This window comes from Cryobacterium sp. M91, assembly GCF_002929615.1.
In the GTDB taxonomy this organism is placed as follows: Bacteria; Actinomycetota; Actinomycetes; order Actinomycetales; family Microbacteriaceae; genus Cryobacterium; species Cryobacterium levicorallinum.
Map to the genome: position 1 here is coordinate 1 of NZ_PJJT01000056.1, position 14,629 is coordinate 14,629.

Here is a 14,629-nt window from a genome sequence, read left to right on the forward strand (position 1 = left end):
ATGAACTCAGTGCGAGTATTCGGCGGAAACAACTTGACCATAAAACGCTCCAATCACTAGAGCGTTGCTACGACCATATGACTTTGCCGCGCTGAAATCGCCTCAAACTCACGGCTCGGCGACGCACTACGCGTCAGGCGACCGTGACCGGCTCGTGCCCGACCGGAAAGTTCACCGACGCCGCGATGAAGCATGCGAGGGCGGCCTCGGCGTGCAGCGACTGCGCGAACTCCACCTGTTCGGGGTCGGTAATAGTCACGCGGGGCCGCAGGGTGACCGCCGTGAAGTGGCCGCCGCCGGCCACCTGTTCCATGGTGCCGACCGGGGCATCCGTATACGCCGTCACCGTGATTCCATTGCGGACCGCCACGTGCAGATACGACAAGAGGTGGCACTGGCTGAGCGCCGCGAGCAGCAGCTCCTCCGGATTCCACCGGTCGTTGTCACCGTGAAAGGTCGAGTCGGACGAGCCCAGAATCGGCACCTTCTCAGCGGATGCCCGACCGGCCGGTGAAATCAGATGGTCACGTCCATAGGCCTTGTAGTGGCTGGTTCCGGTGCCGCGATTGCCGGTCCACTCAACCCGCACCGCATATTCGTGCACTCCGTTCATGCTTCTCCCCTTGCTCTCAAAGATTCTTGCAGGCGAACTCAGGAACACCGCGCCCATGGTCGGTACAGCACTATTAGGTACAGTAGGGGAATCATGACTGACACCCTCACAAACTCTGCCACCGCCACCGCGTACTCTGTCACGCAAGAACGAAAGATCGTCACGGCCATCCCCGGTCCGATCTCGGCGGCGTTGCATGAGCGGCGTCGGGCGGTCGTCTCCGACGGGGTCAGTTCCATGCTGCCCGTCTACATTGCCAAGGCCAACGGCGCGATTCTGGTCGACGTGGACGGCAACCAGTTCATCGACCTCGGTGCCGGCATCGGTGTGACCACGATCGGCCACACCGAGACCAGTGTCGTCGCGGCCGCCGTCGAACAGTCCCAAGACTTCATCCATACCCTGTTCACCGTCACGCCGTACGAAGAGTACGTTCGCGTCGCCGAGCTGCTCGCCGAGCACACTCCCGGTGACTTCGCCAAGAAGAGCGTGCTCATCAACTCCGGCGCGGAAGCCGTTGAGAACGGCGTGAAGATCGCCCGCAAGTACACCGGCCGTCGTGCCGTCGCGGTGCTCGACCACGCCTACCACGGCCGCACCGTGCTGACCATGGCCATGAATTACAAGGCCATGCCGTACGCCACCGGCTACGGCCCGCTCGCCAGCGACGTCTACCACGCCCCGAGCTCCTACCCGTATCACGACGGTCTGTCCGGCGCTGAAGCGGCTGCTCGCACCATCGCCTACCTCGACAAGGTGATCGGGGCATCCGATCTGGCCTGCCTGGTCGTCGAACCCATTCAGGGCGAGGGCGGTTTCATGGTGCCAGCGGACGGCTACCTGCCCGCGCTCCAGAACTGGTGCACCGCCAACGGTGTCGTAATGATCGCCGATGAAATTCAGAGCGGCATGGCCCGCTCCGGCAAGTACTACGCGAGCGAGCACTTCGGCTGGATCCCCGACCTCGTGCTCACCGCCAAGGGCATCGCCGGCGGCTTTCCGCTCGCCGCCGTCACCGGCCGCGCCGACATCATGGACGCCTCCCAGCCCGGCGGGCTCGGCGGCACCTTCGGCGGCAACCCCGTCTCCTGTGCTGCGGCGATCGCCGTGTTCGACGCGATCGAGGCCAACAACCTGCTGGCCGAAGCGCAGCGCATCGAAAAGTCCCTCACCGCTGGCCTGACCGCACTGAAGAACAAGTACGACATCATCGGCGAGATCCGCGGTCGCGGCGCCATGATGGCGATCGAACTCGTGCAGCCCGGTACCGGCGACACGACGAAGGTCCCGAACGCCGCTGCGGTGACCGCCATCTCCGCCTACGCGAGCCAGCACGGCGTGCTGCTGCTCACAGCCGGAACCTACGGCAACGTGCTGCGGTTCCTGCCGAGCCTCGCGCTGTCCGATGCTCTCATCATCGACGCCCTCTCGGTGATCGACGATGCGATCGCCGCACTCTAACGTGACCACTGAAACCTTCACGGTCAACGATTCCGTCGAACTCGCCGTCGTCGAACGCAGCGGGTTCGTCGAATCCAGGCACGCCGGTTCGGCGATCGTGCTCGGTACCAACGGTGAGGTGCTGCGTGCCCTCGGCGATGTCACCAGCCCGGTCTTTCCGCGCTCGGCGATGAAACCGTTTCAGGCTGTCGCGGTCATGGCGAGCGGTGTCGCCCTGCGGGGAGCGGATGCTGCGATCGCGACCGCGAGTCACATCGGTACGCCAGAACACGTCGCACTGGTGCGCGGGCTGCTCAGCCGGGCCGGAGTACCCGAAACGGCGCTCGCCTGCCCGGCCGCCTGGCCGATCGACTCCGCCGCGCGGGACGCCCTGGTGCGACTCGGAGCCGGCAAGGCTCCGGTATACATGGAATGCTCGGGCAAGCACGCGGCGATGCTCGTCGCCTGCCAGCAGAACGGCTGGGCGATCGAGGGTTATCTGCAGCCGGAACATCCGCTGCAAAAACGCATTCTCGACGTGCTCGAACGGTTCACCGGCGAACGTCCGCTGGTCTCGGGCATTGATGGCTGCGGCGCGCCCGTGCACGCCATTTCGCTTACCGGCCTGGCCCGCGGCATCGCCCGCATCGCCACGAGCAAGTCCAACTCGCCGTTTGCGATCTACCGTGAGGCCGGTTTTCTGGCCGAAGCGGTGCGTGCCAACGGGTGGGTCGTGGCCGGCCCCGGGCACTCCGACAGCATCGTCATCGACCGGCTCGGCCTGTTCGTGAAGGGCGGTGCCGAGGGCATCATGGTGGCCGCCGCCGAAAACGGCACCACCGTGGCGCTGAAGATTCTGGACGGTAACCTGCGCGCCGCAGCGGCCGTCGCCGTAGGTCTGCTCGCCGACTCCGGTGCCATCAAACGAGCGGATGTAGATGAGTTACTGCCCGAGCTCGGACTCACCGTGACCGGCGGTGGCCGGCCGGCCGGGGAAATTCGCGCCAGCTACGTCTGACCGGGTTCGGAACGGTCGGGCGCAATCACGTTGAGGGCGCCCGGCCCGACGTCGCCGGGGATCCCCAGCTGACACGCAAAGTCATTGCCCCGACCGACCGGGACCACGCCCAGGCCGCCGACCACCGAGCTGCCGCCGCCGAACGGAACCAGGACTATTCGATGCTGCGAGCACAGCGTGATGATCTCGACCACCTGCTCGTGACTGCCCGCAGTCACGATGGCGTCCGGGGCAGCGTGCCCGTCTCCGGAGCGCAGCCGAATCAGATCGGGGGTGGACTTGCCGCCGGTGTGCCATACCCGAGCCTCAGCATCGATCGTCACGTTGCTGGCGCCGACGATGTCGAGCAGAGCTGGGAGGAAACCTCCGCGCAGATCGCTGCCCGGCAGGCGCACCCCGCAGGGATTCCGGCCGCGAGCGCGAACTGGCCGAAGCGGCTGACGGCCGGGTCATCGACCTGCTCGTCGTCGGCCTCGGCGTCACCGGGGCCGGGGTGGCCCTCGATGCGGCGACGCGTGGGCTCACCGTCGTGGCCGTCGACGCGCACGACCTGGCCTTCGGCACGTCACGGTGGAGTTCCAAGCTGGAGCACAGGGGGCTGCGCTACCTCGCCAACGGCCAGCTCCGGGTGGCCAGGGAATGCGCCGTCGAACGCGGCATCCTGCTGACCCGCACGGCGCCGCACTCGGTGCATCCACTCCCGATGGTGTTACCGCTCGGCCCGATGGTAGCGCCGGAGCAGGGTGCCATCGGGGCGGTCGGCCTGCGACTGGGTGATGCACTCCGAGTGGGAGCGCACACGTCGCGCGGCGCGCTGCCCGCACCGCGCCGGCTGTCCCCGGCCGAGGCGCTCGAGCTGGCGCCGGAGCTCCACCGCCAAGGCCTGCGCCCTCGCGACTAGCTGGGCCTGGCCAGGCGCCGCGCCTTGGCCGCTCCCGTCACCTGCACCGTCACGACCACGACGATGGCAATGATGAACACGGCCGAGGCGAGCACGTTGGCCTCAGCCGGGATGCCGCGGGCCGCCGAAATGTAGATGTATTTCGGAAAGGTCGACACCGCGCCGGAGTTGAAGTTCGTGATGATGAAGTCATCGAAGGACAGGGCGAACGACAGCAGAGCGGCCGCGAGAATACCCGGCAGCAGCAGCGGAAAGGTGATGCGAGCGAACACCTGCGCGGCCGAACCGTAGAGGTCGCGACCGGCCTCTTCGAGCGCCGGGTCGAGGCTCGCAACCCGGGCCTTGACCGTGACCACCACGAAACTGATGCAGAACATGGTGTGCGCGAGAATGATCGTCAGCATGTCCTTCGGCACCCCGACCGACAAGAACTGTGCGGCCAGTCCGGCACCGAGCACGACCTCCGGGGTCGCCATCGGCAGAAACAGCAGCAAGCTGGTCTGGGATCGAAACTTGAACCGGTAGCGCACGATGGCGATCGCGATCATGGTGCCGAGCGTGGTCGCAACGATGGTGGCGACAGCCCCGATGAACAGGCTATTGCCGAAGGCCTGGCAGACGGCTCCGTTCTGCACATTGCAGACGTTCAGCCACTTGTCGAAGGTGAAGCCTTGCCAGGTGATGTTCGACTTGAGCGAGTCGTTGAAGGAATAGACGAAGGTGTACCCGATCGGAATCATGAGGAACAGCAGGGCCAGGGCGCTGTAAACGGGCAGCAACCATTTGCCGAGGGAGACTTTCACAGCAGCTCCTCCGTTCCGGATCGTTTGACGTAGATGCTTACGATCACCAGGATCACGGTCATCAGAATGATCGACAGGGCCGCAGCGGCGGGAAAGTTCTGCAGCACCAGAAAGTTGGCTTCGATCACGTTACCCATCATCTGGGTGCCGGTACCGCCGAGAAAGTCCCGGCTGGCGTTGATATAGTCCCCCGCCGCCGGAATGAAGGTGAGCAGCGTGCCCGCGACGATACCGGGCATCGACAGCGGGATGGTGACCTTGCGGAACACGTGGAACGGGCTCGCGTACAGGTCGCTGCCGGCCTCAAGGTAGCGCACGTCAAGCCGCTCCAGGGTCGTGTAGAGCGGCAGGGTCATGAACGGGATGAAGTTGTAGGTGAGACCGAAGATCACCGAGAACGCGGTGCCGGTCACGTGCGCTTCCGGCGCCAGCAGCGACAGGGCCTTGAGCGACTGAACCACGAAGGACTCGTCCGAGAACAGCTGCTTCCAGGCCAGGGTGCGCAGCAGAAAGCTGATGAAGAACGGCGCGATCACGAGAACGAGCATGAGGCTCTGCAGCAGCGGCCATCTTCGCGCCTTGACCCCGATGAAGTAGGCCAGCGGGTAGCTGATCAGCAGCGCGAAGAACGTCGCCGCGAGCGCGTAACTGAACGAACGCACAATGTGCGGCCAGTAGGTCGTGACCACTTCGACGTAGTTCTGCCAGCGGAAGGCGTAGTCGTACTGGCCGATATCACCGAACTCCCGCGGCGCCTGGAACGAGGTCAGCAGCAGCGACACCAACGGGGTGAGAAAGAACAGCACCAGATAGAGGATGCCCGGCAGCAGCAGAAACAAGGCTACCGGGCTGCGGCGCCTGGCGGCCGGATCGGCGGACGGCGCGGTCGTGGATGAGAATGCGGCAAAGGCCATCTCAGGCCTCCTCGAGCTCCGTGAGCAGCGATGACCGACGCTGCTGGGCGATTGTCTTGGTGTCGAGGTCGGCTTCGAATCTCGGACTCTGGGCGGGATCGTCGTCGAGACCGAAGCCGTGGTCGACGTTCCAGCTGAGCCAACAGGTGGCACCAACGTGCGCGGCCGGGCCGAAAGCCATGTTCTGGGCGAATACCACCAGGGTGCCGACACCCGGCACATCGACCAGGTACTGCGTGCTGACCCCGCTGAACGACACATCGATGACCCGGCCGGGGCCCATCACGTTACGGCCGGGGTCCTGGAGCGGTGCTTCAGCGTGCAAGGTGAGTTTCTCGGGACGCACTCCGATGGTGACTTCGCCCGACACTCGGTGCGCTCGCTCCAGCGGCACCACGATCTTCTGCCCGGAGACGTCGACGGCGATGGCGGTGCTCGTGGTGCCAACGACCGGACCTGTGAACAGGTTGGACTGGCCGAGAAAGTTAGCGACGAACGCGGTCTTGGGCAGTTCGTAGAGCTGCTGCGGCTCACCCATCTGCTCGATTCGGCCCTTGTTCATGACCGCGATGGTGTCGGCCATGGTCATGGCCTCCTCCTGGTCGTGGGTCACGTGCAGAAAGGTCAGGCCAACCTCTTCCTGGATGGTTTTCAACTCGAGCTGCATCTGACGCCGCAGTTTGAGATCGAGGGCGCCGAGCGGCTCATCGAGCAGGAGCAGGGCCGGCCGGTTGACGATCGCGCGGGCCAGCGCCACGCGCTGCTGCTGCCCGCCGGACAGCTGCTGCGGTTTACGGTGGGCGAGGTGGTCGAGCTCCACCAGGAGCAGCGCCTCGTGCGCCTTGGCCACGGGGCCTTCGATTTTGCGTCGGCGCAGCCCGAAGGCGACGTTCTCCAGCACGGTCATGTGCGGAAACAGCGCATAGCTCTGGAACACGGTGTTGACCGGACGCTGGAAGGATTTCTGATTCGTCACATCCGTTCCCCCGATCAGGATGCGGCCGCTGGTCGGTTCTTCCAGTCCGGCGACGAGGCGGAGGGTCGTCGTTTTTCCGCAGCCGGAGGGGCCCAGCAGCGCGAAGAACGATCCGGCCGGAATGGTGAGGTTGAGATTTTCAATGGCGGTGAACCCGGGGAAACGTTTTTCAATGCCGACCAGTTCCAGGTCAGCACCACGATCGGCGAACGCACCGACGGCCATCAGGCTGCGCCCAGCAGGATCGCTTGGAACTGGGCGTTGAACGTCTGCTCTTCGGTGCCGTCGAGACCGCGGAAAACGTAGGCGTTGGCGAGGGTGGCATCGTCGGGAAAGATCAGCGGGTCTTCAGCCAACGCCGGGTCGATGGCCATCATGGCTTCCTTGGCACCGGCGACCGGGGTGATGTAGTTGACGTAGGCGGCGACCTCGGCGGCAACGGCCGGGTCGTAGTAGTAGTTGATCAGCTCTTCCACGCTCTTCTTGGCGGGCGAGCCGATCGGCACAACGAAGTTGTCGTTCCAGAGGGTGCCACCTTTCTCAGGAACGATGAAGCCCCATTTGTCGCCGTTTTCGGCGTTGAGCTGCACGATGTCGCCGGACCAGACGATGGCGGCGAGGGTGTCTTCGTTGGCGAGGTCTTCCTTGTAAGAGTTGCCCTTGATGTTTCGTATCTGACCGTCGGCGACCTGCTTCTTGAATTCGTCGATGGCCGCGGTGAACTCGTCTTCGCCCCAGTCGCCGGAGATGTCGACGCCCTGGTCGAGCATGATCAGGCCCATCGTGTCGCGCATTTCGGAGAGCACACCGACGCGCCCCTTCAGGTCGGGCGCCCAGAGGTCTTCGACCGATTTGAGTCCCTGGGGATACTTCTCCTTGTTCCAGGCCAGGCCGGCGAAGCCACCCTGCCACGGCACACTCATGGCCCGTCCCGGGTCGAAGTCGACGTCCTGCAGCGACGGCAGCAGATTGGCCAGGTTAGGAATGTTGGCGTGATCGAGTTCCTGGGTGTAGCCGAATCGGATCATGCGGCTGACCATCCAGTCGGTCAGGCACGCGACATCGGCACCGATGTCCTGGCCGAGGGCGAGCTGGTCCTTGACTTTGCCGTAGTAGGAGTTGTTGTCGTCGACGGCCTCGGTGTACTTGACCGAGATGCCGGTCTGAGCTTTGAACCCCGCAAGCGTTGGGTAGCTGCCGGCGTCGTCCACATCAATATAGAGCGCCCAGTTATCCCAGCGGATGGACTTGTCGGTGGCCGAAGTGTCGGCCGCGGCGGTGGGTTTGGCCGTAGCGCCGGAGGAACACGCGGCGAGCGCGAGCGCGGTGGCCCCGGCACCGGCCCCGGCCAACAGTGTTCGACGACCCAGTTGCGCGTTCTGCGCCTGACGAATGAGCTGGCGGATCATGGGATCAGCGGGCAGCGGCTTGGACTTCATCTGGTTCTCCTAGCATTCTGGGCACGCGCACGGTCAAGGCTCACGACGTTGCGAGTTGGTCGATAGTTGCACATATCGGCGGTAATTACACCTAAAAGTGTTCAAAACATTGATTTTGGAACCGATTTGTCACGAAATCAGCACATACTTGCAACACTCGCCCGCGAAATCGTCGGTTCACCGAGACTAGGGTGGTGGCCAGGAGCGAGAGAGGAACACCATGAGAATCGCAGTTCCCACCGAGATCAAGAATAATGAATTTCGGGTCGCGATCACCCCGGCGGGGGTACACGACCTGGTGTCGCACGGTCACGAAGTGATGGTTCAGGCCGGTGCCGGGGTGGGGTCCTCGATCCGCGATGAGCAGTATCGCTCGGCCGGTGCGACGATTCTGCCGGACGCCGCGAGCGTCTGGGCGGCCGCCGACCTCCTGCTCAAGGTGAAAGAACCGGTAGCGAGCGAATACGGCTATTTTCGGGCCGATCTGGTGCTGTTCACCTACCTGCACCTCGCCGCCGAACCCGACCTGACGCGGGCCCTGCTCGCGAGTCAGGTCACCGCGATCGCCTACGAAACTGTGCAGTTGCCCTCCCGCGCGCTTCCGCTGCTCGCGCCCATGAGCGAGGTCGCCGGTCGACTCGCACCCATTGTGGGTGCCAATGCCATGCTCAAACCGAACGGTGGCCCCGGCCTGCTGGTGCCAGGGGTTCCCGGCACGCATCCGGCCAAGATCGCCGTGCTGGGCGGCGGTGTCGCCGGGACCGCTGCGATGCAGGTGTCGCTCGGCCTCGGCGCGGAGGTGACCGTGCTCGATACGAATCTGTTTCGGCTGCGTGAGATCGACGCCCTGCACTTCGGCCGGGTCAAGACCATCGCCTCGAACAGCTTCGAGATCGACAAAGCTGTCATGGAGGCCGATATGGTGATCGGTTCGGTGCTCATTCCCGGCGCGAAGGCACCCAAGCTGGTCAGCAACGAGCTGGTGTCACGCATGAAATCGGGCAGCGTGCTCGTGGACATCGCCGTTGACCAGGGCGGCTGCTTTGCCGACAGCCATCCGACCACTCACGCCGACCCCACCTTCACCGTGCACCGATCCCTGTTCTACTGTGTCGCCAATATGCCCGGCGCTGTGCCGCACACCTCGACCTATGCCCTGACGAATGCGACGCTGCCGTATGTGCGGGCCCTCGCGACGCTCGGTTGGCTGAACGCGCTGCGCGCCGATGCCGCGCTGGCGCAGGGACTCAACGTGTTCGGCGGCCGCCTGATCAGCGCCCCGGTCGCGCTCGCCCACGGAATGACGCACCGGCCGCTCGCCGAGGTGCTCCTCTAGCTGCTCACTTGGCTGCTCACTTGGCCGCCGTCCGGTTCTGGCAGGATCGCCCGGGTCAGGTCACCGTCGGGGTGCAGCACCCACACTCGTCCGCGCCCGGGAGCCAGCGGCGGCGGCAACTGACGGCTGTGGCTGACCATCCGAAAATCCGACAGGCCGCACCGATCGAAGACGATGCTGGCCCGGCTGCCGGCAGTCTGACCACGCAGCCGGGTCAGCAGGGTCCAGTGCGCCTGCCACGTTTCGGCGTCACCGACGACGACCAGCCGGCCGGGGGCATCCGTTTGACCGGTTTCGACGCTGATCAGGGCGGATGCTGCCGGCGCGGTCGTTCCCGCCAACTCCACCACCGGCACCCCCAGCACAGCGCGCAGTCGCGCGGCGGTGCGCGCCGGAGATGACGATACGACGAGCAGCGGGCCGTGTTCGGGCAGCTGTGCGGTCGACCGGGCGAGCGGGGTGAGCTGCAACGGCAACGGCGCCAGCAGTTGCACGCGGGTGTTGTGCCAGACTCCCCCGCCGGCCGGCAGGGTGGCGTGGTAGTTGGCCGACAATCCGCCCGCGGCGAGGTGATCCTGCACGCTGGGGAGCTTGAGCAGCAGTGTACTCGGGCAGAGTGAGGCGAGTCCGGGAACCGTGCTGGTCAGCCGCTGCACGGCGACGACGAGGTGCACGCCGGCGGCAGGGCCGTCGCGCAGCAACCCGGTGAGCAGATCGGCGGCGGCAAGTCGATGATCCGGCTGCCAGCGCGCCAAGACCGAATCGAAGTCATCGAGCAGCAACAGTCGCGGCAGCGCTGCGGTCTGCTGCCCGCTTTCTATGAGCGCGCTCACCCGTTCCAGTGCGTCCCAGGTCGCCTCGACATCAGCGCTCACTCGTTCCACGGCAACCGGGGCATCACCCGGACATTCGGCCACCCGAGCGAGGTGGCACAGCAGCGTGGACTTGCCCGAGCCGGACCCGCCCACGACGAGCAGGTGGCCATCGAGCTCGGGAACGTAGGCGAACACCCGGTACCGCTGACTGTCGGGTTCGTCCAGCAGACCGAGGGGGTAGCCGGGAGCCGGAGCACCCTCGCCGGCGATCCGGCGCAGATCGGCCTCGGTCACCAGCGTCGGAAGCGCATCCAGCCACGGGCGCCGCGGTGCGGTGCCGCCAGAGAAACGCGCCGCAATCTCCAGAATGTCGCTTTCTCCGGTGGAGGCGACCTGGCAGAGCACGGGCTCGGCGGTATCGGTGGCGATCACGCACCGGCCGGGTTGATTCGGATCCAAGGTGGCCGCAGCATCCGTTCCGACCAGGGCCTGGCTGTCAGCCCGGTTGTTGACCCGCAGAGACAGATGCAGACTGCAGTTGGCCATCAGGGCATCACGCACCACCCCGGCCGGTCGTTGAGTGCACAGAATCAGGTGCACTCCGAGCGACCGCCCGCGCGCAGCGATGTCGACGAACAGGGCGTGCAGCTCCGGAAAGGCCCCCAGCATGGTCGCGAATTCATCGACAACGATGACCAGCCGGGGCAGCGGATGCTCGAGTTCGGTCAGATCCCGCGCGCCAGCCGTGCTGAGTATCCGCTCTCGAAAGCGCAGTTCGGCCCCCAGACTGGCCAGGGCGCGGGCAGCAGTCTGGGAATCGAGGTCGGTGATGAGCCCGACGCAGTGCGGAAGCCTGCCGAGGGGCGCAAACGCGGCACCGCCCTTGAAGTCAACGAGTAAGAAATTCACCTGGTCGGCTGAATGGGCTGCGGCCAGGGACGCCACCCAGGTCGTCAGGAGCTCACTCTTGCCGCTGCCGGTCGTGCCGCCCACGATGGCGTGCGGTCCGGCTCGCACCAGATCGATGTGTACCGGCCCTGCGGGTCCGACTCCGATCACGCAACCCAGGCCGGTCGGGGTGACCGAGGACGGGTCGGCGGCGGCGGTTACGGCGAGCAGGTCGGTTAGGGTAACGCCGACCGGGATCGCCCCGGCCGAAGTGACGAGGCCGGCATCTCTTGCCTGCCGGGCGAGCGCCACCGCAAAGTCGGCGGCCGCGGCCCGGGTCAGCAGTTCCGGGAAGAAATCGATGGCCGGCGCCCGATTCGGCGATCGGATCAGCTGCGCTCGGCCGGGACCGATCACCCGCACGACGGTTCCGCAACCCGGCGGCAGATCGTCGAGCCGGGTTGCGACAGCGACCAACAGTCGCCCTTGGCCGAGATCGCGCGCGGTGCGGGCAGGCGTTCCCGCCGTCGCCTGATGCAGCACTATGCATCGAGCCGCTGGTGACACGTCGTCGTGTGGAAACGCGGCTGCCCACTCCCACCCGGGGCCGGGGTCCAGATCCAAGCCAACGTCGGTCGGCGGCAGCGCAAAGCACAGTTGTACGAGCACCGCCCGAGCCAGGGCTTCGGGAAGGGGCGCAGCACCCACGATGCCGAGTCCGTGCATCAGGTCGACGACGATCGGAGCGTCTTTGATGGTCGCGGCCCAGTCCCGAAGTTCTCGATGGTCGTTCGGGGAGGTCGCCCCGCCCAGCCGTATGCCACTCGGAGCCGGGCCACAGCCCAGGGTGACGAGCGTGGCATCCGTTTGCCTCCAGCGCGCGGCAGCGGCACGGCCGAGCACGATGTCCCTGGCCGAGGGAGTCTGCTGCCAGGCGGACTCCCTCCAGCGGGCCTGGCGTTCGGTGATCGCCAGCCGAAGCACCGTGACGGCCTCGGCCTGTGCGGCGGTTTCGGTCCGGCGGCGTTTGCGCCCGGTGCGCCGCGCGTCGACCATGCTGGCGACCGCGATGAGCGGGCTGAGTACGGCGAAGATCAGCGCGAACGCTGACCCGGTGATCGACCAAATCAGGCCGGCGGCAGCCAGTGGCGCCACTGTGGCGAGAAGCGGAAATCCGGCCGGTGGCGGCGCGGTCGACGCTGGCGGCAGGCTGAGGTTCTCGTCAACGGTCGACACAGGACCATCAGAGCAGAGGATCAGCTCCGCGTGGGCAGTGCGAGAGCCATCCGTGCGTAATCTGCGTCCGGGTCACCGGTGGAGGAGTGACCCGCCGCGGCTAACGGTTCAGGCGACGGTGAATGAGTGGTCGGCGATCTCGACTCGCGTGCCGCGCGGCAGCACGTAGCGTCGTCCCGGTTCGAGCGGCTCGGCCGTTTCGCTGGGCCGGCGAATGACGGTGCCATTGCCGGAGACCCGGTCGCTGACCCACAATTCGCCGTCGTGCTGGCCGAACTCGAGGTGAGTCTTGGAGACCGAGCGGTCAGCATCCGCTACCCGAATGAGGTCGTCAAAGATCTCGTCGGGTTGCGGCAGGGGCTTGCGCCCGATTAGGCCCGACCCCTGCACGGACACTTTTTGACCGGTGCTGAAGGTCAAAACGAAGGTCGCGCTGCTCGGCAGCGTCGATGCTGCGGGCGGAACGTTCGTCACGGCGGCGGCCGCGCGCACCGGCACGGGCACGAGTGCGGGAATCGGAACGGAGATGATCGCGGCCTTGCGCGGGAGGCGCGCGATGATGGTCGTGTCGTTCGGGCGCGGATCCGGGCGCTTGCGGGATTCCACGGTGGCCGATCGGCTGCTACCGCACTCGCCGCAGAACATGGCGCCAACCGGCAGCCAGGCACCGCAAATCTGACACGTCACGACCGGCTCACTTAAACCTTCTTGACCATGCTGGACTTGAGCTGCATGAAACCGAAACCGTCGACCTTGCAGTCGATGTCGTGGCCGTCGACCGGGTCGACCAAGCGAATGTTGCGCACCTTGGTGCCGACCTTGATCGATAGGGCCTGACCCTTGACCTTGAGGTCCTTGATGATCGACACGGTGTCGCCGTCGGTCAGGATGGTGCCGAAGGCGTCCTTGACGACGGTTTCCTGCTCTTCTTCAACCGGTTCGTTCGACCATTCGTGGGCGCAGAGCGGGCAAACCAGCAGGGCGCCCATCTCGTAGGTCAGATCGCTGGAGCAGTCAGGGCACGGGGGCAGGGTCTCATTCACTCGTTTCATAATACGCGACTGCCCTGGGCCTGATATCGGCGACCGATCCGCACGCGCCAGAGCCGCCCGGCGAAAATGGCCGAGATGATCATGACCATCAGCGGAATGTAGGCGACAAAAGAGAGGGCTTCCCACCCGATCCCAATTCCGGACTCACGGTTGAAAGCCGATACCGGCAGCCCGAGGAAGTAGGACTCGGCCGACTCCGCTCCGCTGGAGATCAGGGCCGACAGCATGCCGGCCGTGTAAACGAAGGCTAGGGTCCACCAGAGCATCAGCAGGCCGGTGAACCAGTAGATTGCCCGATTCTAGGATGGCCGGTTGCCGCGGCCGTCTTCGGCGAAGCTTCGGGCCAGGGCGCGGGGTGAGCCGAGCGAGTCGAGCGCAGTGTCGATGCCGCGGGCTGGGGCATCCGCTTTGATATTGTCGCGAATATCCCGCAGAATCGATCGGCGTTCGCGCAAGGACACGCGTTCTTCGAGCCAGAGGTCGAGTCGGAACAGGTAGGATTCCCGGCGACGCCAGACTCCGAACGTGGATCGGGTCTCGGTGGTTTGGGTGTTTATTTGTGATCCTCTCGGAGTGGTTCTTCTGCGGGGGTGGCAGTCAGGCCGGTCTGCACGATGGCAATGAGGGCATGCCATCGTGCCGTCGCCAGCTCAAGAGTCGCATCCCCGGCCGGGCTGAGTGAGTAGTACTTGCGGGCCGGGCCAGCCGTGGACGCCGCCAGGCGACTGGTGAGCGAGCCGTCCTGCTCGAGCCGCGACAACACCGGGTAGACCGTGCCGGTCGAGAGGTCGCTGAGCCCAATGTTCTGCAGCCGCACCACAAGTTCATAGCCGTACGACTCAGCCAGACGCAGTTGGCTCAGGATTAGCATGGGCAGCACCCCGCGCAAGGACTGCGCGTCTTGCGGCAAGGCCGGCGTGTTCGGTGTGGGCGTCATGACTACTACCCTAGGACTGGTAGTAGGCAATGCATAATAGCGGTGCATGCCAGCAATGTACATGTGCAGGACGGATGTGTTTGCGGTCTTGCATGAGGTTGAGACCGAAGCCGAGGCCGCCGCGAAGCACGGTCAGTCACGCCGCTCAGCGGTCAGAACGGTGGCGGATTAGAGTCGTCGAGGTTCCAGTCGGTGTTCGAGGGGGTGTTCCAGGGGATGTTCCAGGGGTCGGGCGGTGGTGGGGCTGGTGGTTCGGGTGGG

General features: G+C 65.5%; 16 protein-coding genes. 4 read left to right on the forward strand and 12 right to left on the reverse strand.

From position 1 onward, the window contains the following. Positions 1-133 precede the first annotated feature (133 nt). A complete protein-coding gene (locus CXY80_RS01355) occupies positions 134-613 on the reverse strand; it encodes an OsmC family protein (RefSeq protein WP_104131308.1) in 480 nt (159 codons plus the stop codon). Positions 614-706: 93 nt separating this feature from the next. On the opposite strand from CXY80_RS01355, the gene gabT reads away from it, so the two are divergent. Together gabT and CXY80_RS01365 are read left to right on the forward strand one after the other, a co-directional pair. Continuing rightward, positions 707-2,074: a 4-aminobutyrate--2-oxoglutarate transaminase gene (gene gabT, locus CXY80_RS01360; protein ID WP_092450096.1), complete on the forward strand. Its 1,368-nt coding sequence runs from the start codon at positions 707-709 to the stop codon at positions 2,072-2,074. After that, complete coding sequence (locus CXY80_RS01365; protein WP_104131309.1) at positions 2,055-3,071, forward strand: asparaginase; 1,017 nt, start codon at positions 2,055-2,057, stop codon at positions 3,069-3,071. Before gabT ends, CXY80_RS01365 begins: the two co-directional genes overlap by 20 nt. On the opposite strand, the gene CXY80_RS01370 is transcribed toward CXY80_RS01365, so the two are convergent. Then, positions 3,062-3,466, reverse strand: a complete 405-nt coding sequence (locus CXY80_RS01370; protein WP_104131310.1) for an FAD-binding protein — start codon at positions 3,464-3,466, stop codon at positions 3,062-3,064. The genes CXY80_RS01365 and CXY80_RS01370 overlap by 10 nt on opposite strands. Positions 3,467-3,528: 62 nt before the next feature. On the opposite strand from CXY80_RS01370, the gene CXY80_RS01375 reads away from it, so the two are divergent. Continuing rightward, positions 3,529-3,972 (forward strand): FAD-dependent oxidoreductase, encoded by a 444-nt coding sequence (locus CXY80_RS01375; RefSeq protein WP_255411819.1) that lies wholly within the window; start codon positions 3,529-3,531, stop codon positions 3,970-3,972. On the opposite strand, the gene CXY80_RS01380 is transcribed toward CXY80_RS01375, so the two are convergent. From CXY80_RS01380 to CXY80_RS01395, 4 genes are read right to left on the reverse strand one after another with little or no spacing between them, the layout of a single operon-like run. Next, the gene (locus CXY80_RS01380) at positions 3,969-4,775 is read right to left on the reverse strand and encodes an ABC transporter permease (protein ID WP_233194790.1); all 807 of its coding nucleotides are present in this window, start codon (positions 4,773-4,775) and stop codon (positions 3,969-3,971) included. The genes CXY80_RS01375 and CXY80_RS01380 overlap by 4 nt on opposite strands. Continuing rightward, entirely contained in the window at positions 4,772-5,689 is a 918-nt protein-coding gene (locus CXY80_RS01385) for an ABC transporter permease (RefSeq protein ID WP_092450104.1), read from the reverse strand. The genes CXY80_RS01380 and CXY80_RS01385 overlap by 4 nt, the downstream gene beginning before the upstream one ends. Position 5,690: 1 nt before the next feature. After that, complete coding sequence (locus CXY80_RS01390) at positions 5,691-6,890, reverse strand: ABC transporter ATP-binding protein (RefSeq protein ID WP_104131312.1); 1,200 nt, start codon at positions 6,888-6,890, stop codon at positions 5,691-5,693. Next, complete coding sequence (locus tag CXY80_RS01395; protein WP_104131313.1) at positions 6,890-8,104, reverse strand: PotD/PotF family extracellular solute-binding protein; 1,215 nt, start codon at positions 8,102-8,104, stop codon at positions 6,890-6,892. The genes CXY80_RS01390 and CXY80_RS01395 overlap by 1 nt, the downstream gene beginning before the upstream one ends. A gap of 220 nt (positions 8,105-8,324) precedes the next feature. Here CXY80_RS01395 and ald point away from each other — a divergent pair, with 220 nt between their 5' ends. Next, complete coding sequence (ald, locus tag CXY80_RS01400) at positions 8,325-9,440, forward strand: alanine dehydrogenase (protein WP_092450110.1); 1,116 nt, start codon at positions 8,325-8,327, stop codon at positions 9,438-9,440. On the opposite strand, the gene CXY80_RS01405 is transcribed toward ald, so the two are convergent. The 6 genes from CXY80_RS01405 to CXY80_RS01425 form a co-directional block, all read right to left on the reverse strand. Then, entirely contained in the window at positions 9,437-12,379 is a 2,943-nt protein-coding gene (locus tag CXY80_RS01405) for an FtsK/SpoIIIE domain-containing protein (protein ID WP_104131314.1), read from the reverse strand. The genes ald and CXY80_RS01405 overlap by 4 nt on opposite strands. Before the next feature lie 108 nt (positions 12,380-12,487). After that, a complete protein-coding gene (locus CXY80_RS01410) occupies positions 12,488-13,066 on the reverse strand; it encodes an FHA domain-containing protein (protein ID WP_233194791.1) in 579 nt (192 codons plus the stop codon). Positions 13,067-13,077: 11 nt separating this feature from the next. Then, a complete protein-coding gene (locus CXY80_RS01415) occupies positions 13,078-13,431 on the reverse strand; it encodes a zinc ribbon domain-containing protein YjdM (protein WP_146070620.1) in 354 nt (117 codons plus the stop codon). Continuing rightward, positions 13,428-13,697, reverse strand: coding sequence for a hypothetical protein (locus tag CXY80_RS01420; protein WP_104131316.1), 270 nt, complete (start codon positions 13,695-13,697; stop codon positions 13,428-13,430). The genes CXY80_RS01415 and CXY80_RS01420 overlap by 4 nt, the downstream gene beginning before the upstream one ends. A 33-nt stretch (positions 13,698-13,730) precedes the next feature. Continuing rightward, entirely contained in the window at positions 13,731-13,886 is a 156-nt protein-coding gene (locus CXY80_RS19320) for a hypothetical protein (protein WP_158251513.1), read from the reverse strand. 98 nt (positions 13,887-13,984) lie between these two features. Then, positions 13,985-14,368: a PadR family transcriptional regulator gene (locus CXY80_RS01425; protein ID WP_104131317.1), complete on the reverse strand. Its 384-nt coding sequence runs from the start codon at positions 14,366-14,368 to the stop codon at positions 13,985-13,987. Positions 14,369-14,629 lie beyond the last annotated feature (261 nt).

Excerpts from the sequence above, each read along its gene's own strand:
- CXY80_RS01355 (WP_104131308.1), bottom strand. The coding sequence starts at position 613 with ATGAACGGAGTGCACGAATATGCGGTGCGGGTTGAGTGGACCGGCAAT.
- gabT (WP_092450096.1), top strand. The coding sequence starts at position 707 with ATGACTGACACCCTCACAAACTCTGCCACCGCCACCGCGTACTCTGTC.
- CXY80_RS01365 (WP_104131309.1), top strand. The coding sequence starts at position 2,055 with ATGCGATCGCCGCACTCTAACGTGACCACTGAAACCTTCACGGTCAAC.
- CXY80_RS01385 (WP_092450104.1), bottom strand. The coding sequence starts at position 5,689 with ATGGCCTTTGCCGCATTCTCATCCACGACCGCGCCGTCCGCCGATCCG.
- CXY80_RS01390 (WP_104131312.1), bottom strand. The coding sequence starts at position 6,890 with ATGGCCGTCGGTGCGTTCGCCGATCGTGGTGCTGACCTGGAACTGGTC.
- CXY80_RS01395 (WP_104131313.1), bottom strand. The coding sequence starts at position 8,104 with ATGAAGTCCAAGCCGCTGCCCGCTGATCCCATGATCCGCCAGCTCATT.
- ald (WP_092450110.1), top strand. The coding sequence starts at position 8,325 with ATGAGAATCGCAGTTCCCACCGAGATCAAGAATAATGAATTTCGGGTC.
- CXY80_RS01415 (WP_146070620.1), bottom strand. The coding sequence starts at position 13,431 with ATGAAACGAGTGAATGAGACCCTGCCCCCGTGCCCTGACTGCTCCAGC.
- CXY80_RS01420 (WP_104131316.1), bottom strand. The coding sequence starts at position 13,697 with ATGCTCTGGTGGACCCTAGCCTTCGTTTACACGGCCGGCATGCTGTCG.
- CXY80_RS01425 (WP_104131317.1), bottom strand. The coding sequence starts at position 14,368 with ATGACGCCCACACCGAACACGCCGGCCTTGCCGCAAGACGCGCAGTCC.